Raw genomic sequence first — 23,128 nt, forward strand, 5'->3', positions numbered from 1 at the left:
CGAAATGTTTTACAACCCAAAGCGCCGACACGGTACAAGTGATAACTTGTCACCGGTTGAGTATGAAAGGCGTTACTTTAAGAGCCTAACGGGTGTCTAGAATATCCGGGGCGATTCAGATATTGAACAGCGAGCACCTTTGATTGAGACCATTCGATGCATAAAATCCTAACCTTCTGCTGGCTCGGCATAATGACCACGGTTGCGGCTAGCGCTTATGCCGAAGAAGCTGACAGTGACCTACCTGCCTGGGCGGAAGAGCGCGTTGAACCGTTTCGTGAAAGCGTAGGTAATTGGGTAGATAACACGTCGCGCCGAATTGATGGTTTCTTTGGCACCGACGACCATATGCAGACCAAGAACGAGTCTTATCTTCGTTTTGGCCAAGAAATCGATTGGATGGAGGGGGATGGTACGCGCGGCGATACTTCACTTCGTTACCGTATAGACCTACCTACCTCGGAAGAACGCTTACGCCTGGTGATCGAGAGTGATCCTGAAGAGTCGCAAGGTACACTTGAAGAGCAAGGATCAGGGCGTCTTACCAATGACCAGCGCGACCGCCGTAGCTCTACGTTAGGCCTGGATTGGCTAGAAAGTCGTGATAAGCGCGAAAATTGGAGCAACCGCGTTGGCGCTGGTATTCGTCTGCGCCTCCCTCTGGATCCTTATGTTCGCTTTACCAGCGAACGGCTGTGGCAGCTTGGTGAAGGGCCTTGGCAGCTTGAGTCGAACAACCGGGTTTCCTGGTTTAACAATGAAGGCTATTCGGCACGAACGCGCTGGGATATCGGCCGCCAATTGAGCGAACGCCGCCATTTGCGGTTTATTTCTACGGTTCAGTGGCGCGAAGAGGAAGATAAGCTGGAATACAGTGAAATTGCCGAAATCAATCACCGCATTAACCGCCGCAGCGCATTGCGCTACTCGGCAATTGCTATCGGTGAAAGCGCTTCAAATCCTCGTATGACTAACTACTACCTGCAAACACGCTATCGCCGCGACATCCATAAAGGCATTTTATTTGCCGATGTGATTCCGGAACTGCATTTTCAACGCGATGTTAGCTATGACCCACGCTGGGCCATGACACTGCGGTTGGAGATGTATTTTCAGCGAAAGATTAGTCGCGACTATTTTTAAGCTCGGTTTTTAAGAACAGATTTTAAGCACGGCCTTTTAAGGGGACTCTTTTAACCGTGCACAATGGGCGGCCATGCTAGGCCGCCCATTCTGGTTACAGCAAGTAAATGCTACAGCCGCAACCCACCATCGCACTCAATCATACGCCCGGTGAAATAGTCGTTTTCAAGAATAAACGCAACGCTTTGAGCAATATTATCCGGATCACCCAGGCGTTTTAGCGGCACGCTTGATGAGATACGTTCCAATATATCGGGCCGCATTGAGGCGGTCATTTCGGTAGCCACAAACCCCGGGGCCACGGTGCCTGTCCGAATACCATAGCGCGCTAACTCTTTGCTCCAGGTGACCGTTAGCGCATGTACGCCAGCTTTTGCAGCGGCATAGTTGCTTTGCCCCATATTACCTGCCCGGGAAATGCTGGAGATATTGACAATCACACCCTCATGCCCCATTTCGATCATCTGCGTGGCAGCCTCGCGCCCACACAGAAAAACGCCGGTTAAATTGACGTTTATGACGTTTTGCCATGCCTCCAACGACATGCGTTTTTCCACTTGTCCCTCTTTGGCCTTTACCAGTAGTGCATCCTGAGTAATGCCCGCGTTATTAACGCAACCGCTGATCGGCCCCATACGCTGAGCAACATCGGCAAACGCTTGGGTCACAGAAGCCTCGTCTGCAACATTCACCACAAAGGCTTGAGCATCGACACCTTCTGTAGCAAGTGCTGATACCGCTTGATCAAGCGCTTCAGCGCTCATATCCAACAGCGCCATGCGTGCGCCTTGCTTACCCAGGCGCAGTGCCATGGCATAACCCAATCCACGCGCCCCACCGGTGACGGCGATTACTTTATCGGCAAGTACCATTATTGACTCCTTACGAGAAATACAACCAGTTCATTGTGCATTGCAGCATAGAGGAATTATGGGCATTAATCGAGCTACATCGCCGCTGGAAGGCGCAATGTTAGCTGCTTGCTATTTACATTTATGTCACCATATTACGCAATTAAGACGGTTATCGAGTCGCTATTTCTAGCGTTTTCTGGAGTGAGTCATGCCTATTCTTATTTTTATATCACTGTTCACCCTACTCGATTTTGTGGTGCTTTTTTCGATGGGTAGCCAAATAGGGCTACTCACCACCCTGCTCCTAGTACTTGGCACAGGCTTTGCCGGGTTACATCTTATTCGTAAAGAAGGCGTATCAACCTTTGCACGCGCGCGTCAGCGTATGCAGGCCGGCGAAATCCCTTCTAGTGAACTATTGACTGGCGCCGCGCTTATTTTTGGTGGTGCCTTATTAATGGCGCCAGGCTTTTTATCTGATGCGCTGGGCCTTGCATGCCTGATACCTAGCGCACGCCAATTGATGTTTAAAGCACTTACTTGGCTAGGTCTGAAAAAAATCGCCAGCCAGCAGCAAGACCCCAACGCTTCCTCGGCCCGACCAAGGGACTACCACACCCCAAACACCTCCCAACAGGAAGGTCCGATTGAGGGTGATTTTATTAGCAGAGACGAGCCCCCACGCCGCGACTAAGGCTCGGACTGGAAGAAAGTTGCTAAAAAAGCAATTTTTTTCTTACTCGCCCCCTTGAAAGACCAACCGCAGCCCCCATTTTTCACCCAGTACACAAATTCGGCAGCGATCTAGACGGTAGCTGCCATTAACAAGGAAGACCGTGAGGTCTTCGCTTCTCGCGGGTCACTCCCTCGAGAACACTTTTAGACTAACCGCCCTCATCAGGGCTTCAACCCTACTCAGGAGAACGTGAATGAATATCCGTCCTTTGCACGATCGTGTCATCGTCCGTCGCGTTGAAGAAGAGCAGAAAACCGCTGGCGGCATCGTGCTTCCGGGCAATGCAGCAGAAAAGCCGACGCGTGGCGAAATTCTTGCTGTCGGTAATGGCCGCATTCTGGAAAATGGCGATGTCCGCCCTCTCGACGTTAAAGTTGGCGATAACGTGATCTTTAAAGATGGCTACGGCGTTGAGAAACAAAAAGTCGACGGCGAAGAAGTCTTGATCATGAGCGAAGCCGATATTCTTGCGGTTGTTGAAGGCTAACAGTCGTTGCGGCTCACATTTGATTGATGAGCGCCTCGATTATTTACTTTCACGTTTTTGCATTCAATTTAGGAAGTAGCAGATATGTCAGCTAAACAAGTTAAGTTTTCAGATGATGCCCGTAAGCGTATGGCGCGCGGTGTTGACGTTCTTGCCAACGCGGTAAAAGTAACCCTCGGTCCTAAAGGCCGTAACGTGGTACTGGAAAAATCTTTCGGTTCCCCGACCGTTACTAAAGACGGTGTTTCTGTCGCCAAAGAGATCGAACTGAAAGACAAGTTCGAAAACATGGGCGCGCAGATGGTTAAAGAAGTCGCTTCACAGACTTCTGACGCCGCTGGTGACGGTACTACCACCGCTACCGTTCTGGCCCAGGCCATTATCGCTGAGGGTTTGAAAGGCGTTACTGCCGGCATGAACCCGATGGATCTTAAGCGCGGCATCGACCAAGCCGTTAATGCTGCCGTTAAAGAAATCAAAGCAATGTCGGTACCTTGCACCGACACCAAGTCGATTGCTCAGGTAGGCACCATCTCTGCTAACGGTGACAAGCGCATTGGTGAAATTATCGCCGAAGCGATGGAAAAAGTCGGCAAAGAAGGCGTCATCACTGTTGATGAAGGCCGTGGCTTTGAAGATGAGCTGGAAGTCGTTGAAGGTATGCAGTTTGATCGCGGCTACCTGTCTCCTTACTTCGTTACCAACCAGGACACCATGACGGTTGAACTGGAAGATCCTTACATCCTGTTAGTGGATAAAAAGATCTCCAACATTCGTGAGCTGCTGCCGGTTCTCGAAGCGGTTGCTAAACAAGGTAAGCCGCTAGCCATCATCGCTGAAGATATCGAAGGCGAAGCACTGGCTACGCTGGTGGTTAACAACATGCGCGGTATCGTTAAAGTAGCCGCTGCTAAAGCGCCTGGTTTCGGTGACCGTCGTAAATCCATGCTGCAGGACATCGCTATCCTGACCAACGGCACGGTTATCTCTGAAGAAGTCGGCCTGACGCTTGAGCAAGCGAACCTGGATCACCTGGGTACCGCTAAGCGCATGACTATGTCTAAAGAGAACACCACCATCATCGATGGCGCTGGTGCAGAAGGCGATATCGAAGCACGCGTTAATCAGATCCGCGCGCAAATCGAAGACACCTCTTCTGATTACGACAAAGAGAAGCTGCAAGAGCGCGTTGCCAAACTGGCAGGCGGTGTTGCCGTTATCCGCGTCGGTGCTGCCACCGAAGTGGAAATGAAAGAGAAGAAAGCCCGCGTTGAAGACGCCCTGCACTCTACTCGTGCAGCCGTTGAAGAAGGCGTGGTGCCTGGTGGCGGTACTGCACTGGTTCGCGTTATGGCGAAAGTACAAGGCCTGACCGGTGAAAACGAAGACCAGAATCACGGTATCAATATGGCGCTTCGTGCTATGCAGTCTCCGCTGCGTCAGATCGTTTCTAACGCTGGTGAAGAGCCTGCCGTTGTTATCAACCGTGTGAAAGATGAAACCGGCAACTTCGGTTACAACGCACAAACGGGTGAATTTGGCGACCTGTTCGAAATGGGCGTTCTGGATCCGGCTAAAGTAACCCGTACTGCACTGCAGTCCGCTGGTTCTGTTGCTGGTCTTATGATCACCACCGAATGCATGATCGCTGAAGATCCTGAAGAGAAAGACGCTGGCCCAGACATGGGTGGCATGGGCGGTATGGGTGGCATGGGCGGCATGATGTAATGCACCCCTGAGCCCTCTGCTCAAGACTGCTAGCTTTTAAAGCAGTCACCAACAACCCCGCCCCGTGCGGGGTTGTTGCGTTCTTGTGAGTCGTTCGGCTCATTGCCTGCGCCCCATTGCGCAGAGCTAACGTGGTACTATCAGCGCGATTTTTATAAGGCTATAGGGCGAAATCAGCGCATGTTGCAGCATATTCGTATTGTACTCGTTCAGACCTTTCACCCAGGCAATATCGGCGCTGCGGCGCGAGCCATGAAAACCATGGGCTTAACCGAACTGGTGCTGGTGAATCCACGCATGTTTCCCGATGAAGAAGCCTCTCGCCTTTCCGCAGGGGCCACTGATGTTCTGGACAATGCACGGGTAGTCACAACACTGGAGGAGGCGGTTAACGACTGCGTTCAGGTGGTGGGTGCCAGCGCACGCTTGCGCAGCCTGCCCTTGCCCCACTTTGACGAACCCGATGAGATGGCGGCAGACGTTATTCAGAGCGCACAAACGGCGCCAGTGGCACTGGTATTGGGACGAGAGCGTTCCGGACTGACTAACGATGAAATCCGCTGCTGTACGCATCAAGTGAGCATTCCCGCCAACCCTGATTACGGCATTCTGAATTTATCTCAGGCGGTGCAGATTCTTGCTTATGAAGTGCACCGAGCCTGGCGTAAAGGTGGAGATAGCGGCTTTGCTTATCAGCGCCCACTGGAGGCAACGCCGCCCACCCGTGAACAGTTCCTACACTTTCAAGCCCATCTGGGTCGCTTAATGCAGGAGAGCGGCTTTTTAACCCAGCCCCACGCGCGCACTGAAGAGCAGCTTCAAGCCCTCTTCGCCCGCGCCCAGCCCAGCCGCAAAGAACTTTCGCTGCTGCGGGGGCTATTAAGCGCGTTTGAATCTCACCTACCCAAACACTAACGGGTTAAATAAAAAAGGGACAACCAGCGTTGTCCCTTGTGGATTCTAATAGAGTCGTTTTGCCGCAAGATATTTAGAGCATCATCGCCGCTAGCCAACCAAAGCCCACTAACGGAATGTTGTAGTGTAGAAATGTCGGCACCACGCTGTCCCAAATATGATCGTGTTGACGATCAACGTTCAGTCCAGACGTAGGCCCTAAGGTTGAATCCGACGCTGGCGAGCCAGCATCGCCCAGCGCCGCCGCGGTGCCAACCAGTACAACGGTCGCCATTGGCGAGAAACCAAACTGAACTGCCAACGGCACGAAAATCGCTGCGATAATCGGAATGGTAGAGAACGATGAGCCAATACCCAGGGTAATAAATAGCCCAACCAGTAGCATCACCAGCGCAGCTAGGCCACGGTTATCGCCGAGCAAGGCAAACGCGCCTGATACCAAGGCATCAATCTCTCCAGTGGTTCTCATCACTTCAGCAAAACCCGCCGCCGAAATCATGATAAAACCGATCAGCGCCATCATGCGCATACCGCTGGTAAACAGATCGTCCGCTTCACGCCACTTAAAGATACCGCCCATTGAAAGCAGGCCAATCCCTACCAAACCACCTAGTATCATCGAACCGCTATACAGCTGCAGGCCGAGGGCTGCGACGATCGCTACCCCAGACATAACCAGACCCAGCATATGCGGTTTAGCAGGCGCATGCGCTTCAGAAACATTCGCGGCAATATCCTGTGCCTGATAGTCACGGGGGCGCCGGTAACTCCATAGCAGTGCAACGATGAGGCCTAAAGCCATGCCCCCGACCGGTATTGCCATGGCCATGGGCACCATTCCGCGGGTGATTTCTAACCCCAACGGCTCACCCGCGCTGTTTAAGTTAGCCAGTAAAATATCGTTTAGAAATATCGCCCCAAAGCCTACTGGCAACAGCATATAAGGCGCGGTTAGACCAAACGTTAGCGCACACGCCACTGCCCGCCGGTCCAGCCTCAAACGATTCATCACGGTTAACAGCGGCGGGATCAACACAGGTATAAAGGCGATATGTACCGGGATAGCGTTTTGTGAAGAGATTGCCACCAGCAAAACCGCCGTTAGCAGCAACATTTTGACCCGCACCTGATGTGCCGCGGTCGTTTCCTTGCCTAGTAACGTTATCAAACGGTTAGCCAGCATATCCGGCAAGCCAGAGCGGGAAATAGCCACTGCAAAAGCGCCTAACGTAGCGTAAGCCAGTGCCACCTGGGCGCCACCGCCCACGCCTTCATTAAAAGCATCCAGCGTTTGCTCAAGCGATAAACCGCCTACTAAACCACCGACTAACGCACCCACCACAAGCGCGAATACCACCGAGACACGGGCCAGCGATAGCGCCACCATCACCAGCACCGCAAGAATTACTGCATTCATGGAAATCCCTAGAGCTATTAAGAGGTCATTAACGGCGAAGGGAGCGGATTTTAGCAGATTAAAACGGCAAACCTAAGACTAAGGTTTACCCCTCTTTGATTGCGACTTTAGTCGAGGCTCTCTTGCTGCATCGCACCATGCTGCCTACCATCCTCTCTTTTATAAAATTCAGCATTCGCTACTTTAACCTTCGCTTAGGAGCTCGCATGAGCATACTTGCCATTGTCATTTCGCTACTGTTATTGATGTTCCTCGCTTACCGGGGAATTTCAGTGCTATTGCTGGCACCATTGATGGCGGGTTTGGCGGTGCTGCTCTCGGGGGATGCCGCATTTTTGTTGCCGATCTACACCGATACGTTCATGGGGGCGCTGGGTAACTATGTTATCCAATTCTTCCCGCTGTTTTTATTAGGCGCTCTGTTTGGTCAGCTAATGGCCGACTCAGGCGCGGCGCAGTCAATTGCCAACGGTATCGTCAAAAAGCTCGGCACTCACCACGTCGTGCTTACCGTGGTCATGGCCTGCGCAATATTGACCTATGGGGGCGTATCGCTGTTTGTGGTGGCGTTTGCCATTTACCCGATCAGCCGTGAGCTATTTCGTAGCGCCAATGTGCCAAAGCGCTTAATTCCAGCCTCCATTGCTCTTGGCTCATTCACCTTCACCATGACCGCACTGCCCGGTACGCCAGCAATTCAAAATGCAATCCCCATCCCCTATTTCGAAACCAACAGCTTTGCAGCACCTGGCTTAGGCATAATTGCCGGGCTGATCATGCTTGGGCTGGGCACTTGCTACCTACAATCGCGAGTTAAAAAAGCGGCTCACAACGGCGAAGACTATGGTCAGCATACTGAGCGTGAAGTGGACGCCAGCGATGAAGATGAACCCACCACTGCTATGCCACTGCCGGTGGCCCTGATACCGATAGTGATGGTCATTGGCCTGAACGCACTGTTTACCTACGGCGTATTTCCAGCCATTGATTTAAGCTTTATTAGCGAAGAGTTTGAAAACGTTTCGCCCTCTGGGCAAACCGGGTTATGGGCCATACTCATCGCACTGCTAACGGCCTCTACATGGCTAATCATTACCCGCTGGAAGCATTGGCTAGATCTTAAAGCGAGTATCAATAAAGGGTGTTTAGGTTCGCTATTACCGGTTTTCAACACTGCTTCAGAGGTGGGTTACGGCGCCGTTATTGCCAGCATGGCGGGCTTTGCGATTATTCGCGATTCCGTGCTGACAGCGTTTCCAGGCAATCCTTTAATTTCAGAAGCCATGGCGATGAGCGTATTAGCCGGGATCACCGGCTCCTCTTCTGGCGGGCTCTCTATTGCCCTAGAGACCCTGGGCAGCGAATACCTAGCCATGGCCCAAGAAGCGGGGATTAATCCAGAGTTGATGCACCGCGTTGCAACCCTGGCAGCGGGTGGTATGGACACCCTTCCCCACTCAGGCGCCGTCATTACCCTATTGGCCATTTGTGGCCTAACGCACCGCCAGTCTTACGCCAATGTGGCGATGGTGACTATCGTGCTACCGATTACGGCGCTGATTAGTGTCATTACGCTCGGCACCCTATTTGGCAGCTTCTAAAAGCGCACAACGCATGCGATAGTGAGCTAACTGTAAGCCTGCAAATAAAGAGAACACCATGGCTCTCGTTCGCAATCACGCGCTGCTGTTGATTATCTTAGGAAGCTTAGTTATCTCCACCGCCATGGGTTTACGCCATGGCTTTGGGCTTTTTATGGAACCTCTCAGCAGCGAGCTGGGGTGGGGACGCGGCGTGTTTGCCTTTGCGCTCGCATTACAAAACCTGGTTTGGGGTTTATCACAACCCTTTACCGGCGCGCTGGCTGACCGTTTCGGCGCGGCTAAGATTATCGTTGCTGGTGGCTTATTATATGCCTTGGGGCTGCTGTTTATGAGCCTTTCCACTTCAGTGCTAGGCATGACGCTCAGCGCAGGTCTTCTGATAGGCCTAGGCTTATCAGGCACTACGTTCTCTGTCATTTTGGGCGCTGTAGGCCGCGCGGTGGCCCCCGAAAAGTGCAGTATGGCCATGGGTATTGTGAGCGCCGCTGGCTCGTTTGGGCAATTCGCCATGCTGCCCGGCACACTGGGGCTTCTTGAGTGGCTTGGTTGGGCCGCTGCGTTAATGGCAATGGCGGCCATTGCCACCATCATCATTCCATTGGGAGCGATGTTACGTGACAAGCCCTCGGCCAAAACAGCCGCCGATCTAAGTCTTAAAGATGCGCTCAACGAAGCAGCAGGCCAAAAAGGCTTTTGGCTACTCTGCCTAGGTTTTTTTGTGTGTGGTTTTCAGGTGGTGTTTATTGCCGTCCACCTACCCGGCTACTTATTTGATAACGGTATTGCCGTTCAGGTAGGAACAACGGTGCTGGCGTTAGTGGGTTTATTTAATATTGTCGGCACCTATACCGCTGGCTGGATGGGTGGCATTTGGTCAAAACCCAAGCTGCTAACCTGGCTCTACTTGATTCGCGGCGTGGTGATTACGGCGTTCGTATATTTGCCGCTAAGCCCTGTGAGTGCGTACGCATTTGGTATCGCCATGGGGTTACTATGGCTCTCTACCGTTCCGTTAACCAATGGCATCGTGGCTTCAGTGTTTGGTGTACGCCACCTCTCCATGCTGGGCGGAATCGTATTTCTGTTTCACCAGCTTGGTTCATTTATGGGCGTTTGGCTTGGCGGCTATTTTTATGATCTTACCGGCAACTACAACACCGTATGGAAAATTGCCATTGTGCTCTCCCTCGTGGCGGCTGCACTACACTGGTATATCAATGAGAAGCCCCTTGAGCGCAGCACATTAACCAAGGTGATGCCATGAATGCCACCAAAATGCTTAGCGCCGTGATAGTCGCCGCCGCCCTGCTTGGCGGTTTGGTCTTCGCTTGGTGGGGCTGGCAAAACCTCGACCCATCGCTGCTGCTGTTTGGCAGTCAACTCTGTTGAGTGTGGATTGAAAACTCAACGGTATCTTTATGCGCAGGATCAAGTTTTGAGTACTTATTTTCCCCTACACTCTTTTATCAACACCCAGCGCCTAATTAGATAACGCCCAATAGTGGGTAGTTAATATTCGCCCCTCCCTGATACGCGGAAGATTTAATGGATTTTGTGGCATCCCTTGCCCACCAATTTAAAGACAGCCTGCGTGATCTCGCGCCGGTGGTAGTGGTGATGGCGTTTTTTCAGTTAGTGGTTATCCGTCAGCCCCTCCCCGAAGCCATAGAGGTACTCGATCTGGCTCTCGGCCTGTTATTTGTTGTCATTGGCCTGACACTCTTCATTAAAGGCCTTGAGCTGGGTCTTTTCCCCCTAGGCGAGAACCTAGCACGCGCATTTGTAAAAAAAGGCTCGATTACATGGCTGCTGCTGTTTGCTTTTGCATTAGGCGTTGGCTCAACCGTGGCGGAGCCCGCATTGATTGCCATTGCTGCCCGCGCTGCTGAAGTGGTGGCCCAAGGCGGTTTGATAAGCGATACCAGCACGGCACAAAGCAACTTTGCATTTGCTCTGCGGCTGGTGGTGGCACTCTCTGTTGGGACGGCAGTCGTCGTGGGCGTCATACGTATCTTTAAAGGTTGGCCACTGCACTTAATGATCATTGCCGGCTACGTATTAGTGCTGTTACTGACGCTTCTTGCTCCCGCCGAAATGATCGGTATCGCTTACGACTCAGGCGGCGTTACGACATCGACGATTACCGTGCCGCTAGTCACGGCACTGGGCGTTGGTCTAGCTTCCTCGATAAAAGGTCGCAGTCCTATGCTTGATGGCTTTGGGCTAATTGCATTGGCATCAGTAATGCCGATTATCTTTGTGCTGCTATTTGGCATTATTGGCATCCACCTGATTCCAGGAGTTGCACCATGACCCTTATCACTACGTTCTGGGGAACGCTGCTAGATATCCTGCCCATCGCGACGATTGTTTTTGGCTTCCAATACTTAGTCATTCGTAAGCCTGTCAAACATCTGCCGCAAATCTTGGTGGGTTTTATTATGGTTTGGGTAGGATTGTCGTTTTTTTTAGTCGGTTTGGAACAAGCCCTGTTTCCCATGGGTGAGTTAATGGCAACCCAACTCACCCACTATGAGTTTTTGCCTAGTTTAGCCGAGGGTGCCCAACGCCACTGGAGTGACTATTACTGGGTCTATATCTTTGCTTTTACGATTGGCGCCAGCACGACGATTGCAGAACCGTCACTAATTGCGGTTTCAATCAAGGCGGGCGAGATTTCCGGCGGCACGATTGATCCATTGATGCTGCGCATTGCGGTTGCGCTCGGCATGGCTTTTGGTATTACGTTAGGTGCGTGGCGTATTGTAATGGGCTGGCCTTTACAGTGGTTCGTATTCGCCGCCTACTTATTGGTAATTGGCCAAACCCTGCGCTCCCCCCGCTCTATCATCCCTTTGGCATTTGACTCAGGTGGCGTCACTACTTCTACCATAACGGTGCCGATTATTGCCGCGTTAGGATTAGGACTTGCAACAGAAATCCCTGGACGCAGCCCGGTAATGGACGGCTTTGGCATGATCGCTCTTGCCTGTTTATTTCCTATTATTACCGTAATGGGTTATGCCCAAATTGCTCAATGGCGGGCCACACGACGAAGCACAGCCAATGCCTCATCGCCATTAAAAAGCAAACTAGTAAGAAAAGGAGATCACGATGCGTTTTAAACTTATTGTCGCCATGGTGGAAGACGAACTAACCGATGCCATTATTGAAGCCGCACGCCATGCAGGTGCTACGGGCGCCACTGTGATCAATAACGCTCGAGGCGAAGGGTTAAATAAAGCCCACGGAATTTTTGGCATGGAGATTACCGCTCAACGGGATATGCTGCTGTTTCTGGCGGAGGAACACCGCAGCCGCCATATTCTTGAGGCGATTGCCCAAGTGGGCGAATTTGATGAGACACCTGGCACGGGTATCGCTTTTCAGCTTGATGTAGAGGATGCCGTAGGGGTAAAAAACCAGATGAAATCACTTTCCGAATCGGCCGATCAGGCGCTGCCATAAGTTTCGCAACGCCCTACTTTTTGTGAGTAATTGGCACTATTCCCTAAGGCTGGCCCATGCGTCAGCGACGCCGTTGGCGCATCAATACACCCTGCTTGGGCGAAAATAGCAGCGCCATAAAAAACCAACTGATAGCGACCAATACAATGGTGCCGCCAGAAGCAACATCCAACACCACAGAAAGCCACAGACCAATGACCGCTGAGCTAACGCCCATGCCCACGCCCACTGAAATCAACATCATTGTTTTAAAGCGGTCCGTGAGCAAGTGCACCGTGGCGCCTCGAGTAATCAGCATTGCGACCACTAAAATAATGCCCACCGTTTCTAAATTCGCCACGATGGTAAGCGTCAGCAGCAAGATCAAACCGTAGTGAATCACACTGGTATTAAAACCCAGCGCCTAAGCCTGCTGGGGGTCAAACGCGTAGAGCAGCAACTGCCAATAAGCGAGCCACACCACCAGCAGGGCAATCACGCTGGCCACCAAGGTCAGCAATAGTGCCGATTGCTGAACACCCAGCACATTGCCAAACAGGCAGCACCGCATGGGAGATCGCATCGCCAAACAGGCCAAGTGTTGCCATTAGTTCTGCCACGTTAGTTACCCCTGCGCTGCCGTTAAGGGAGATGCTTTATCGACCTGCACATCATTCTCCGACTGCTCGGTAGAACTCACCGCAAGCTCAGCTAACTTGGCATCGCTGAGCATCTCATCAGGCGAGCCGATCCCACGAATAAAGCGGTCGATCAACACCACATGGTCGACGTAGCGCCGTGCCCCCGGCATATCGTGAGTGACCATGATTACCGTTCGTCCGGCCTCTCGCTCACCGGCCAGCACGTCTAAAATCAACCGCTCACTAGGTGGGTCTACACCCGCCAGTGGCTGATCAAGCAGTAAAATATCCGCCTGCTGAGCAAGCGTACGGGCAAGTAAAACACGCTTTTTCTGCCCACCGGATAGCTTGCCAATCGGGCGTTTCGCCAACGCCAGCATATCCACCGCATCTAGCGCGCTCTTTACCGCCTCACCATGGCGGGAATCATACCAACGTGAAGGCAGCAGACGGCGCCACAAGGGGTCATTACGCATATGCCCATAGCGGCCACCCATAACGGTTTCCCACACCGAGACAGGAAAATCCCATTCAATCGCTTCACGCTGAGCCATATAAGCAATATGCCCCGCTTTACGCTGCGTCGAAATCGGCTCACCAAATGCCTGAACATTGCCACACTTAACAGTACCCGTCGCTCCTCAGGTATCGCTTCTAAGCGCTCTAACCATTGCTGTGTTTAACCATAGCGGTAGGCTCAAAGCTATATTCATCTCTTTTGTATTACTGATAAGTAGACTGTAACTCAAGAGGAAAAACACTTTGCAAACAGTTTAGCCTTGGCTAACAATGTTGCGTAAAAATAGGCTACTATCCCAAGTACGATCCAATGATTATTACCGCTGCTTCCGATATAATTTGCCAATGACTGATTCTAAACCGAACGCTTCATTAACCGCCCCAAGCATTCATGGTGATGCCCTTCCGCCCGTGGAGCAGCATGCTCAGCAGTATGCAACGGTGCGTAATGCCCATGAAACCGAGCTGATTGAAGACTACGTTGAGCTGATTGGGGATTTACTGACGCATCGTGGCGAAGCGCGTGCGGCGGACATTGCCAACCGCATGGCGGTGAGTCAGGCAACCGTATCGAAAATGATCAGGCGTCTAAATGAGCTTGAGCTGGTGACTAGCAAGCCCTACCGCTCTCTGTTTCTGACCGAGGCAGGCCAGAAAATGGCAGAAACCTCACGCGCTCGGCACGATATCGTATTGCATTTTTTACGCGCGCTTGGGGTCAAAGATGCCACTGCTCGTATTGATGCTGAAGGCATGGAGCACCACGTGAGCGATGAAACACTGGATATAATGCAGCGATTTACCGAACAGCAGCAGAAAAGCTAAATGCTCATCAAGAAGCTATCGGGTTAAACTTCAAGGCCCCTGTGATGGGATAAGCGCAGGTTGCAGAAAATTAAAGCTCACCGCTCGCTACTTGTGCGGGCATTCCAAGGCGCCCTATACCTGGCAGCTTCAAGGCAGGACGCATCACATCAATACCAAAACTCAAGCCGAGAACATTAATTTCGATGCCCTCTTCTAGCGCCAGCATAATACCGGCCACCCCGCCTAATGAGAGCTGGTACCCCGTGCCACTTGGCGCAGGTGCCAAAATACCGTTGAAAATATAATCTTTGCCGATAGCGGTAACGGGCAGCGTCACCTCAAAGTCTGGTACTTCACGAATCACCCAAGCGATAAAACTGTTGCTGTTAGGCCCGGGCCATACGCGATAAAGGTCGGCTTGAGGGTAGTCAGCAGCAGCTGATTCTATCTTGGGTATTAATTGTGCAGCCGCATCACCGCGGTAATCGGCCAGCAGCGTGGGCGGGTTACCAAACCAGGCACGATCGGGGGTATCAATAGAAGAGACTACCGTAGGGCGACGCCAGCTCAACACTTGGTGCAGCCGGTAGCTATCAGCATTCTCTGCTTTCGTTGCAATCCAGATATGTTCGCCAAACGCCCCGCGCCAATTATAGGCGCGGGCAGAATAGACCTGCACCACGGCTTCGGAGATCGCTGCTGGGTCTGGGGCGATCCCAGCGGAGGAGCGATCCAACGATGACCAATGTCCTTCTGTTACCACTTGATTACTTGCCAATATCCATACAGGCCCCACTAGCAGCAGCGCTAAAAGCGCTACGAGAGTGAGCAGCCATCGCAGCAGCGTTTTCATCGTGTTACCCGAAGCTAAGAGATAACTGTTAGTACCGCGATAGCTAGCTGGACGCAAGCGTATATTGTCGATTTGAGGAAAACGCTAATAACGGAAGCTAAATGTAATAGCCGTTCAATTACTATGATATACGTTACCTTTTTAGTCAGTAATAAAAATGTAACATAGGTTAAAAAATAACCATAAATATTAATTAAATAAAAAGGTTAAGAAAATCATCGTTTCTTTAACTTGATTAATAAGGATAAATTTAAAGCTTATATGGCCTCTCAACGCAGACGATAGCCCACGCCTGTGAGCGTCTCGACCCGCGCAGACTGGTTACCAAGCTTGCGGCACAAGATACGAACAACGGCGTCAACCACATTGCTGCCGTCCTGATAACGGGTGCCCCAGACATGCTGCAAAAGCTCACGGCGGCAAACTGCCTTGCCCTAATGTTCAACCAGGTAGCGCATTACACCGAACTCCACAGGGGTTAGCGCAATACGGCCTTCCGCCAACATCAGTTGCCGGGTGTAGTTATACTTTTCCGTTCCAGGTAGGCTTGTAAAGGGCGTGCGTTATAGCCAAATTTGATGGTTAGGTTCTTTGATACTGAGTTCCGGAGAGAGGATCACTCCAACAAAAAAAGCAGGCAAAAAGATAGAGTCATCGAACCCTTCTAGAGATTCGATGACCATTCTACGTTTTGAAATTTTATTACCTGTCACCTTCAAACCCTTATATCATCTATTACCTTCCATACGCCGGGCGAACTCCATGCAGAATGGTGTATTAAGTCTTTTTCCGCGATGCTGTGTGCCTTTCCACTTAGTATGACGTCGTGATCGTGCACCTCGACTTTGATCGCATTGGCATCCTGAATAGCCCTACGTTTAAGTGAGGCCTCAATATCGGCCTTAACAGCAGCAGCGGTAGGCTTAGGTTTGAGAACGATCTGGTTACTCACACCCGTAACCCCTGTCAAGTAGCGTATGGAACTAGCAGCCAAACGCCGTTGATACTCCCAAGGGACTTCGCCGGTTAGCGTCACCCAACCGTCTTCAACCATTATCTTTAATGGGTCATGTGGAATGTATACATTCCACTCCAGTGTATTTTTAACCGCACGAGCAATATCTGCATCAGTGCGATTGTTATTTCCAGGCAGATTTACGTCCATTTCAACGGCAACGCCTTTAACACCGCTAACTCGCTGTGCTGCCATTTCTGCATGCCACTTCTCTGCATAACTATCCACATGGCCTGCCAATGTCACAATGCCGTCGTTAACCTCTACCCCAATATTCGAAGCACGAACAGTGGGTTCATACTCAAGTTCGGCAAGCACATCTTTCTGAATTTGACTGTCTGACTTTGGCATCATTTGTACTCCTGTAGTTTTGCAAGACAATCTTGTTATCAATTAGAAATACTCACTCTATCTACTTGATTTCAAGCTTACGCCGTGAAGCTTGTTTGGCTTTTGGCATAGTGATTGTCAATATGCCATCCTTAAATTTGGCTTCAGCATGTTTAGCATCCACTTCTACTGGCAGGGCAATCGTCCGAGAAAAGGAACCTTGCCAAATTTCTGAATGGTAATACTCATCCTGTTTTTCCTCGGTTTTTTCGGAACGCTGACCTTTTAGCATCACGGCATGTTCGGTTATTTCAAGGTCTATTTCTTTCCGGTCAATCCCTGGCATCTCAGCGCGCACTTCGATTTCTGTGTCTCGATCAATGATGTCAACTTTAGGGTTATGTTGACCGAAAAAACCTAGCCGTTCTTTTATTAAGTCTTCCTTGAAAAAGGGCTTCATCCAGCTGCGCTCGAAGAAACCTTCTATCATACGATCAAACTCTTCCAGCGGGCTTAAAGAGCGCTTACTTGGAAGTGAACTCGTATCTTTTTCCGACATTACAGGCTTGCTGATTGCTTTTTCCATGACACTACTCCTATGTAGTTCTTTTACTTAATAAAAGGGATAAACTGCATCTTTATCCTTCATTTTTTTTCAATGGCTACATTACAAGCCATGGTATATTTATAGCGCAAATACTTTTATTTAAAAGGTGGTACATGTAATAAAAAGCACTAATATGCAAAAACTTGATCCAGAGCAATTAATACCAGCTTCACCCCAGCTCACCTATAAAATGGTAGTAAAATTATTGTGTAGTAGTTAATTTCAACCCATATTAAACCTATCAATAGAATTTCATATCACAATGTTTTTTCATTATTGCTTTTGTTATATATGCGGGCAGCTTAAAGCACAGTGGCATCAGCGACACCTGGCACTCAGGTGAAGTGAATCAGTAAAGGTAAGTAAATGTTATTGCTAGATAAACTAACGCTCAGCTTCTAGGGTTAATAACAATGATTTATGATGAGACACAATACCAACAATTGGACAGGCTGGTACGAGCATCACTGGCAGGGCTAACACTTGGCATTTCTCCTACATCGGCCATGCTAACTTACTTGGACTGGCTATCAAGCCTCCAGCTTTCTCCTGGAACTCAGGCTCATCTAGTAAAAAAAGCAATGAAGAAACAGCTACGCTTGTTGTCTTGGGTTAGCCATTCGGCCTTCGACCCCAATGCCACACCTTGTATTGCCCCCCTGCCCCAGGATCGTCGTTTTCGTGACCCTGCCTGGCGTTACTTCCCCTATAATCTGCTTTATCAAGGCTTTCTTCTTCAACAGCAGTGGTGGCATAACGCCACTACCGGACTACGCGGCTTATCCCCGCATCACGAGCAGGCAGTAGAATTCGGTGCCCGCCAGTGGCTTGATGTGTTCTCCCCCTCCAATTTTTTACTGACTAATCCCGCTGTGCTCCAAAAAACCGTTGAGAGCGCTGGAGCCAACTTAATGCAAGGCCTGCAGCACTACTGTGAAGATATCCAAAACCACTATCTCGGCAAAAGGTCAGCGAGTGCTGAAATGTATGTCGTTGGAAAAAATGTAGCAATTACACCGGGCAAGGTTATCTTTCGCAACCATCTGATCGAGCTAATCCAGTACACCCCTACTACAGAAGAAGTACATGCGATGCCTATACTCATTGTGCCTGCATGGATCATGAAGTATTACATCCTAGATTTGTCCCCCCATAACTCGCTTGTTAAGTACTTAGTTGATCATGGCCATACGGTTTTTATAATTTCCTGGCGCAACCCAACGGACGAAGATCGCGATATTGGGATGGATGACTACCGCCAACAAGGCATTCTGGCGAGTCTCGATGTCATCGAAACCCTATTTCCTAGTCAGAAGATACATGCGGTTGGCTACTGCCTGGGCGGCACCCTGTTGGCCATTACCGCTTCTGCGATGGCCAGAAATGGAGCCAACCGCTTGGCCTCAATGACACTCTTCGCCGCACAAACGGACTTCCGAGAAGCTGGTGAACTAATGCTTTTTATTGATGAAAAGCAGCTCGCTTTCCTTGAAGACTTAATGTGGGCTCAGGGCATTCTCGATACGAAACAAATGTCAGGGGTATTCCAGGTACTGCGCTCTAACGATTTAATCTGGTCCCGGGTCGTGAACGAGTATTTGTTAGGCACAAGGCAACCCATTAACGACCTTCTCGCCTGGAACACCGATGCAACGCGCATGCCCTACCGTATGCATTCTGAATACTTGCGTACCCTATTTTTAAATAATGACTTAGCCGAAGGACGCTTGCGGGTAGAAGGCCGCCCGGTGGCGCTTAGCGATATACAAATACCTATTTTCTGTGTTGGCACAGAGTGGGACCATGTCGCACCATGGCGATCCACCTATAGGTTGCACCTTCTTGCAGATGCACCGGAGATTACTTTTTTGCTCACTAGCGGTGGTCATAACGCGGGTATTATTAGTCCCCCTGAACAATCGCATCGGCATTATCGAATAGCCACCGCCTTTGAAGGTGACTCCTATATTGATCCAGACACTTGGCTGGAGCGTACAGCAGTTAAGCCAGGCTCCTGGTGGGGTGCATGGCAATCATGGTTGGCAGCAAGGTCAGGCCCCCTTGTCGAGGCACCTCATGTTGGTTCACAACCCTACCCACCTCTCGAAAACGCCCCAGGCAGCTATGTCAGAAAAGCATAGCTCCTGTATGGCTAGCTTGATGAAGACGCTATTCACATTGTGTTCTTCGAGCCTGGCTATCTAACGAAACTGACCGGCGCCCACTAATATATAGTGGGATCAACCCTATACAATTAGAGAAATAAATAAAAAACACAAACGATAGGTAATAACTTTTAGCGACTTCAGCAACCAAGTAAGTCTTAAGACGAAATCATACAAGCTCCATGTCAAAACCCTATAAAATATTATATACTTACTGCATCACGCCTCAAAGAAACGCTATAAAACAACTTAATAAACTGCAAGCTTTTCATATGATTAAATCAACAATAAAACACTAAAGCCAATATTACTTATCTATCATCCTATGTAACTTTTAGCAGTAGTAAAGCACAATGCTATCACTCCTTTCAGTGGTGCATTGATGTATTTAAAATAGCCTCTACCCACTCTTAAAACTGCCTATTTATTGGTGGCTGAGTTAATTTTAGCTACCAAATAGCGCACTGACACACTCAATGTACTTGCTATGAAAGCTCCTAAAAGTGCTAATGTCATATCCTTCTGCGCATCCCACATATCTCCCTGGGCACCTAGGTATGACTCCCCCAATTCCCCCGGGAAGAGCACAACCGCCAACCACTCTACAATCTCATAAAATGCCGAATGGGATAAAATCATCAATATAGGTAGTAAACGGCATAAAACTGTCTCATATAGAAATAGCCCTTTCGTAAGATCCTTCATCAATGGAAATAGGAGCAGCCCATAAAGAAAATGCACCCATCGGTCGTACTGATTACGTTCGAAGCCAAACCAGTGATCCAAAGAAAACCCAAACAGGGTTTTCAACCACTGGTCATAGGGCACTTCCGAATAGGTATAGTGAGCGCCAATTTCATGAAATACTAAAAAGAGAAAAATACTTAACCATGCCAGAGGCGAGACGCCTCCCTGATACCACATCCAACCCAACACGGGCACCGCTACAAAGACCAGTATATTCTCAAGTAGCCAATCCGATCGATAATGAGGCGATATGGCTAGCCATAGCCAAAACAATATGAAGCCAATAAACAGCCATACAGGAAATGGATCAAGCGTTAGTAGCCGAGCACGTACTTGCTTAATCCTAGACACACTCCCCTACCTCTGTTTATTGATTTAACCAGCCTGTTCGGTGCATCACTATTTTTTCGACTTCCAATATAGCCATCATCACCATGCCGACGCTGATGATTAATACCCCATCCAAAACCGCTAACGGACGCGTATCGAAAAGGGCATTCATAGCAGGCCAGTAGGTAAACATCGCCTGAGCAACTACTACCACAGCGACAGCAGACAGCACAGCGGGAGTGCCCAGTAACCCCTGCCAACTAAATGAGGTGTAGTGTAGATAGCGCACATTAAATAGATAGAAAATTTCCAATACGACGATCAAATTGACCACCAAGGTGCGAGCCATCGGCAGCTCATCCCCACGCCCCAGTGAGTAAAAAAATACGCCCAGCACCGCTGCTAGAAAAAGGAACGAAACAAGCGCTACCCGCCAGATCAGAAAAGGTGTCAGCAATCCTTGGTTGGCGGGCCTAGGGCGGCGCTGCATGACATTGGGCTCTGCTGGCTCGAATGCTAGTGCTAGGCCAAGGGTGCCCGCCGTAACCAGATTAATCCACAAAATCTGCACCGCAGACATCGGCATTGAGAAGTTAAACAGGATAGCGGCAATGACCGCCAATACCTCGCCGCCATTAGTGGGTAGAGTCCACGCGGTTACTTTGCGGATATTGTCATAGACAACTCGCCCTTCATTCACCGCAGCGACGATGGAGGCGAAGTTATCATCCAGTAAGACCATCTGGGAGGCCTCCTTCGCCGCATCAGTCCCTTTATGGCCCATGCCAACACCGACATTTGCCTGCTTCAACGACGGCGCATCATTAACGCCATCACCGGTCATGGCCACGATCGCCCCCGTCGACTGCAAGGCACGAACGATACGCAGTTTATGTTCAGGGTTGGTCCGCGCAAACACGCTGGCTTCGGTCACGATAGCAGGCAGGTCAGTGTCTGAAATGTCATCGAGTTCACGCCCCGTCAGGACGTGTGGATCCTCTCCAAATCCTAGCTGCCGAGCAATCGCCGCTGCCGTTTCAGCGTGATCACCGGTAATCATTTTCACCGCAATACCCGCGGAGTGACACTCTTTAATAGCGGCCACCGCCTCCTCGCGCGGGGGATCGATAAACCCTATTAGGCCAATGAAGACGAGCCCATCCAGGTCGGAAAAAGCCAGCTTATCAGCATCTGGAGCTACTGCTTTAACGGCAAAGCCGAGTATTCGCTCTCCCTGGGCGGCTGCGTTCGCAACCTTGGCGCCCCAGGCGTCTTGGTCTAGCGCGGCCGTCCCTTCACCATCTATCTGGGCGACACATCGCTGCAGTAGTTCATCGGGAGCGCCCTTGACAAAAATCCGACCATCGCCTGCTGAATGGCGATTAAGCGTGGCCATTAAGCGATGCTTAGCATCAAAGGGGATCTCATCAAGCCGCGGCCATTCATGGTGGGTTAGCTCCGGCTCCAAACCAGCTTTCATCGCCAACGCCACCAGCGCCCCTTCCATAGGATCACCTATCACATGCCAGGCACCATTTTCCTGGTTCAACTGGGCATCGTTGCACAGCACTCCCGATAGCACTAAACAACTACTCTCTAGCCGCTGTTTATGCGCAGCAGTGTCATCTGTAGAAGCAGCTTCCAGCCGCCCTTCCGGCCCATAACCCGAGCCTGTCACCGTGTACCGACCATGAGGGATTTCCAGCCGTCGCACCGTCATCTCGTTACGCGTCAAGGTGCCGGTCTTGTCTGAACAGATAACTGAAGTAGCGCCTAGTGTTTCCACCGCCGGTAGCTGCCGGATCGCTGCATGACGACGCGCCATGCGCTGTACGCCGATAGCCAATGTAATGGTGATGACCGCTGGCAAGCCTTCAGGAATAGCCCCCACCGCCAGGGCAACGACAGCTATCAGCGCGTCCGGCCAAGCATAGCCACGTACCAATACCGCAAAGGCAAATAGTAAGGCCGCCACCGCCAGGGTGATCCAGGTAAACCACACCCCAAAATGGTTAATCTGGCGCAGCAGCGGTGTGGTCAATGGTTGTACTTCACGCAGCAAAGCACTGATGCGCCCGATTTCCGTAGCGCCGCCCGTTGCCACAACGACACCGATCGCCTGCCCGGTAGCCACCAGCGTCCCGGAATAGGCCATTGAGTGCCGGTCACCCAATGCAGCGTCCTTGGGCGCTGGTGTTTCCCGCTTTTCTGCCGCCACCGACTCGCCCGTCAGAATGGCCTCTTCGATACGCAAAGCACTCGTACGAATAAGCCGCAGATCAGCAGGTACCCGATCCCCTGGCTCAAGTGACACGATATCTCCAAGTACAATCTCTTCCACGGGCACCTTGACTCGCCTTCCCTCTCTTACCAGATAGGCATGGGGAGCGATAAGATTGTGGATCGCACTCAGCGCCTTTTCGGCCTTACCTTCCTGAATAAATCCAACCAGGGCATTGACCAAAACCACCGCCGAAATAACCGCAGAGTCAACGAAATGCCCTAGCAGCAAAGCGGCAAGCGCTGCCGCCAACAGAAAATAGATCAATGCGTTATGAAACTGGGCAAGAAGACGAAACAAGGGATGTCGACCGGCCACTTTCGGTAATTGATTGTGTCCGTACGTAGCCAAGCGCCTAGTCGCTTCGCCTGCTGTCAGACCCGATGATGAAGTCTTAAAGTCCGCAAGGACCTTATCAGCATGCCTAGCATGAACTCCCAAAGACGAGTTATCTAATAACAAACTGGTATCGGCAGTAGGCGTTTCCATCCTGACTCCCTGG

20 protein-coding genes and 3 pseudogenes are annotated in these 23,128 nt (G+C 50.7%); 13 read left to right on the forward strand and 10 right to left on the reverse strand.

The window, feature by feature from the left end:
* Positions 1-156 precede the first annotated feature (156 nt).
* Positions 157-1,143 carry a hypothetical protein gene (locus tag HZS80_RS21050; RefSeq protein WP_179917229.1) on the forward strand — a complete coding sequence of 329 codons (987 nt, stop codon included), beginning with the start codon at positions 157-159 and terminating at the stop codon, positions 1,141-1,143.
* A 110-nt stretch (positions 1,144-1,253) separates the two neighbouring features.
* Here the strand turns inward: HZS80_RS21050 and HZS80_RS21055 are convergent, their stop codons facing one another.
* Entirely contained in the window at positions 1,254-2,015 is a 762-nt protein-coding gene (locus HZS80_RS21055) for an SDR family oxidoreductase (RefSeq protein ID WP_179917230.1), read from the reverse strand.
* Between the two features lie 190 nt (positions 2,016-2,205).
* Between HZS80_RS21055 and HZS80_RS21060 the strand changes: the two genes are divergently transcribed.
* The 4 genes from HZS80_RS21060 to HZS80_RS21075 all read left to right on the forward strand — a co-directional run bounded on the left by HZS80_RS21060 (position 2,206) and on the right by HZS80_RS21075 (position 5,863).
* On the forward strand, positions 2,206-2,691 hold the full coding sequence (locus HZS80_RS21060) for an FxsA family protein (RefSeq protein ID WP_179917231.1): 486 nt from the start codon (positions 2,206-2,208) through the stop codon (positions 2,689-2,691).
* A 235-nt stretch (positions 2,692-2,926) separates the two neighbouring features.
* Positions 2,927-3,220, forward strand: a complete 294-nt coding sequence (locus HZS80_RS21065) for a co-chaperone GroES (RefSeq protein WP_008956441.1) — start codon at positions 2,927-2,929, stop codon at positions 3,218-3,220.
* Positions 3,221-3,304: 84 nt separating this feature from the next.
* Positions 3,305-4,948, forward strand: coding sequence for a chaperonin GroEL (groL, locus tag HZS80_RS21070; protein ID WP_179917232.1), 1,644 nt, complete (start codon positions 3,305-3,307; stop codon positions 4,946-4,948).
* A gap of 180 nt (positions 4,949-5,128) precedes the next feature.
* Positions 5,129-5,863, forward strand: a complete 735-nt coding sequence (locus tag HZS80_RS21075) for an RNA methyltransferase (RefSeq protein ID WP_179917233.1) — start codon at positions 5,129-5,131, stop codon at positions 5,861-5,863.
* Positions 5,864-5,936: 73 nt separating this feature from the next.
* Here HZS80_RS21075 and HZS80_RS21080 read toward each other — a convergent pair whose 3' ends face one another.
* Entirely contained in the window at positions 5,937-7,280 is a 1,344-nt protein-coding gene (locus HZS80_RS21080) for a Na+/H+ antiporter family protein (RefSeq protein WP_179917234.1), read from the reverse strand.
* Between the two features lie 206 nt (positions 7,281-7,486).
* Here HZS80_RS21080 and HZS80_RS21085 point away from each other — a divergent pair, with 206 nt between their 5' ends.
* The 6 genes from HZS80_RS21085 to HZS80_RS21105 all read left to right on the forward strand — a co-directional run bounded on the left by HZS80_RS21085 (position 7,487) and on the right by HZS80_RS21105 (position 12,352).
* A complete protein-coding gene (locus tag HZS80_RS21085; RefSeq protein ID WP_179917235.1) occupies positions 7,487-8,881 on the forward strand; it encodes a GntP family permease in 1,395 nt (464 codons plus the stop codon).
* A 58-nt stretch (positions 8,882-8,939) separates the two neighbouring features.
* Positions 8,940-10,148, forward strand: coding sequence for an MFS transporter (locus tag HZS80_RS21090; RefSeq protein ID WP_179917236.1), 1,209 nt, complete (start codon positions 8,940-8,942; stop codon positions 10,146-10,148).
* Complete coding sequence (locus tag HZS80_RS23905; RefSeq protein WP_281372642.1) at positions 10,145-10,273, forward strand: hypothetical protein; 129 nt, start codon at positions 10,145-10,147, stop codon at positions 10,271-10,273. The genes HZS80_RS21090 and HZS80_RS23905 overlap by 4 nt, the downstream gene beginning before the upstream one ends.
* A 156-nt stretch (positions 10,274-10,429) precedes the next feature.
* Positions 10,430-11,197 carry a DUF1538 domain-containing protein gene (locus tag HZS80_RS21095; protein WP_179917237.1) on the forward strand — a complete coding sequence of 256 codons (768 nt, stop codon included), beginning with the start codon at positions 10,430-10,432 and terminating at the stop codon, positions 11,195-11,197.
* Positions 11,194-12,009, forward strand: coding sequence for a Na,Li,K/H(+) antiporter subunit UmpB (umpB, locus tag HZS80_RS21100; protein WP_179917238.1), 816 nt, complete (start codon positions 11,194-11,196; stop codon positions 12,007-12,009). The genes HZS80_RS21095 and umpB overlap by 4 nt, the downstream gene beginning before the upstream one ends.
* Positions 11,999-12,352: a P-II family nitrogen regulator gene (locus HZS80_RS21105; RefSeq protein WP_179917239.1), complete on the forward strand. Its 354-nt coding sequence runs from the start codon at positions 11,999-12,001 to the stop codon at positions 12,350-12,352. Before umpB ends, HZS80_RS21105 begins: the two co-directional genes overlap by 11 nt.
* A 61-nt stretch (positions 12,353-12,413) precedes the next feature.
* Here HZS80_RS21105 and HZS80_RS21110 read toward each other — a convergent pair.
* Both HZS80_RS21110 and HZS80_RS21115 read right to left on the reverse strand, forming a co-directional pair.
* Positions 12,414-12,890, reverse strand: a pseudogene (locus HZS80_RS21110) (metal ABC transporter permease); the annotation flags it as partial.
* Between the two features lie 66 nt (positions 12,891-12,956).
* Positions 12,957-13,592: pseudogene (locus HZS80_RS21115) on the reverse strand (metal ABC transporter ATP-binding protein); the annotation flags it as partial.
* A 244-nt stretch (positions 13,593-13,836) separates the two neighbouring features.
* Here HZS80_RS21115 and mntR point away from each other — a divergent pair.
* On the forward strand, positions 13,837-14,316 hold the full coding sequence (mntR, locus tag HZS80_RS21120; RefSeq protein ID WP_035558690.1) for a manganese-binding transcriptional regulator MntR: 480 nt from the start codon (positions 13,837-13,839) through the stop codon (positions 14,314-14,316).
* 70 nt (positions 14,317-14,386) lie between these two features.
* On the opposite strand, the gene HZS80_RS21125 is transcribed toward mntR, so the two are convergent.
* The 4 genes and pseudogenes from HZS80_RS21125 to HZS80_RS21140 form a co-directional block, all read right to left on the reverse strand.
* Positions 14,387-15,151 carry a DUF3750 domain-containing protein gene (locus HZS80_RS21125; RefSeq protein ID WP_179917240.1) on the reverse strand — a complete coding sequence of 255 codons (765 nt, stop codon included), beginning with the start codon at positions 15,149-15,151 and terminating at the stop codon, positions 14,387-14,389.
* A 269-nt stretch (positions 15,152-15,420) separates the two neighbouring features.
* Positions 15,421-15,573: pseudogene (locus tag HZS80_RS23690) on the reverse strand (winged helix-turn-helix domain-containing protein); the annotation flags it as partial.
* A 293-nt stretch (positions 15,574-15,866) separates the two neighbouring features.
* A complete protein-coding gene (locus HZS80_RS21135; RefSeq protein WP_246362407.1) occupies positions 15,867-16,520 on the reverse strand; it encodes a BON domain-containing protein in 654 nt (217 codons plus the stop codon).
* 58 nt (positions 16,521-16,578) lie between these two features.
* Positions 16,579-17,082 carry an Hsp20/alpha crystallin family protein gene (locus HZS80_RS21140; protein ID WP_035558697.1) on the reverse strand — a complete coding sequence of 168 codons (504 nt, stop codon included), beginning with the start codon at positions 17,080-17,082 and terminating at the stop codon, positions 16,579-16,581.
* A 434-nt stretch (positions 17,083-17,516) separates the two neighbouring features.
* Between HZS80_RS21140 and HZS80_RS21145 the strand changes: the two genes are divergently transcribed.
* Positions 17,517-19,244: a PHA/PHB synthase family protein gene (locus HZS80_RS21145; RefSeq protein ID WP_179917241.1), complete on the forward strand. Its 1,728-nt coding sequence runs from the start codon at positions 17,517-17,519 to the stop codon at positions 19,242-19,244.
* A 444-nt stretch (positions 19,245-19,688) separates the two neighbouring features.
* On the opposite strand, the gene HZS80_RS21150 is transcribed toward HZS80_RS21145, so the two are convergent.
* Positions 19,689-20,366, reverse strand: coding sequence for a DUF2238 domain-containing protein (locus HZS80_RS21150; RefSeq protein ID WP_179917242.1), 678 nt, complete (start codon positions 20,364-20,366; stop codon positions 19,689-19,691).
* 16 nt (positions 20,367-20,382) lie between these two features.
* Positions 20,383-23,115: an HAD-IC family P-type ATPase gene (locus HZS80_RS21155; protein WP_179917243.1), complete on the reverse strand. Its 2,733-nt coding sequence runs from the start codon at positions 23,113-23,115 to the stop codon at positions 20,383-20,385.
* Positions 23,116-23,128: the final 13 nt, after the last annotated feature.

Source organism: Vreelandella glaciei, assembly GCF_013415125.1.
GTDB lineage: Bacteria > Pseudomonadota > Gammaproteobacteria > Pseudomonadales > Halomonadaceae > Vreelandella > Vreelandella glaciei.

Bases quoted from the DNA above. Each gene is read 5' to 3' on its own strand.
- HZS80_RS21155 (WP_179917243.1), bottom strand. From the start codon at position 23,115: ATGGAAACGCCTACTGCCGATACCAGTTTGTTATTAGATAACTCGTCT.
- umpB (WP_179917238.1), top strand. From the start codon at position 11,194: ATGACCCTTATCACTACGTTCTGGGGAACGCTGCTAGATATCCTGCCC.
- HZS80_RS21145 (WP_179917241.1), top strand. From the start codon at position 17,517: ATGATTTATGATGAGACACAATACCAACAATTGGACAGGCTGGTACGA.
- mntR (WP_035558690.1), top strand. From the start codon at position 13,837: ATGACTGATTCTAAACCGAACGCTTCATTAACCGCCCCAAGCATTCAT.
- HZS80_RS21090 (WP_179917236.1), top strand. From the start codon at position 8,940: ATGGCTCTCGTTCGCAATCACGCGCTGCTGTTGATTATCTTAGGAAGC.
- HZS80_RS21055 (WP_179917230.1), bottom strand. From the start codon at position 2,015: ATGGTACTTGCCGATAAAGTAATCGCCGTCACCGGTGGGGCGCGTGGA.
- HZS80_RS21125 (WP_179917240.1), bottom strand. From the start codon at position 15,151: ATGAAAACGCTGCTGCGATGGCTGCTCACTCTCGTAGCGCTTTTAGCG.
- HZS80_RS21105 (WP_179917239.1), top strand. From the start codon at position 11,999: ATGCGTTTTAAACTTATTGTCGCCATGGTGGAAGACGAACTAACCGAT.
- HZS80_RS21095 (WP_179917237.1), top strand. From the start codon at position 10,430: ATGGATTTTGTGGCATCCCTTGCCCACCAATTTAAAGACAGCCTGCGT.
- HZS80_RS21085 (WP_179917235.1), top strand. From the start codon at position 7,487: ATGAGCATACTTGCCATTGTCATTTCGCTACTGTTATTGATGTTCCTC.
- HZS80_RS21140 (WP_035558697.1), bottom strand. From the start codon at position 17,082: ATGGAAAAAGCAATCAGCAAGCCTGTAATGTCGGAAAAAGATACGAGT.
- groL (WP_179917232.1), top strand. From the start codon at position 3,305: ATGTCAGCTAAACAAGTTAAGTTTTCAGATGATGCCCGTAAGCGTATG.
- HZS80_RS21135 (WP_246362407.1), bottom strand. From the start codon at position 16,520: ATGATGCCAAAGTCAGACAGTCAAATTCAGAAAGATGTGCTTGCCGAA.
- HZS80_RS23905 (WP_281372642.1), top strand. From the start codon at position 10,145: ATGAATGCCACCAAAATGCTTAGCGCCGTGATAGTCGCCGCCGCCCTG.
- HZS80_RS21050 (WP_179917229.1), top strand. From the start codon at position 157: ATGCATAAAATCCTAACCTTCTGCTGGCTCGGCATAATGACCACGGTT.
- HZS80_RS21060 (WP_179917231.1), top strand. From the start codon at position 2,206: ATGCCTATTCTTATTTTTATATCACTGTTCACCCTACTCGATTTTGTG.
- HZS80_RS21065 (WP_008956441.1), top strand. From the start codon at position 2,927: ATGAATATCCGTCCTTTGCACGATCGTGTCATCGTCCGTCGCGTTGAA.
- HZS80_RS21080 (WP_179917234.1), bottom strand. From the start codon at position 7,280: ATGAATGCAGTAATTCTTGCGGTGCTGGTGATGGTGGCGCTATCGCTG.
- HZS80_RS21075 (WP_179917233.1), top strand. From the start codon at position 5,129: ATGTTGCAGCATATTCGTATTGTACTCGTTCAGACCTTTCACCCAGGC.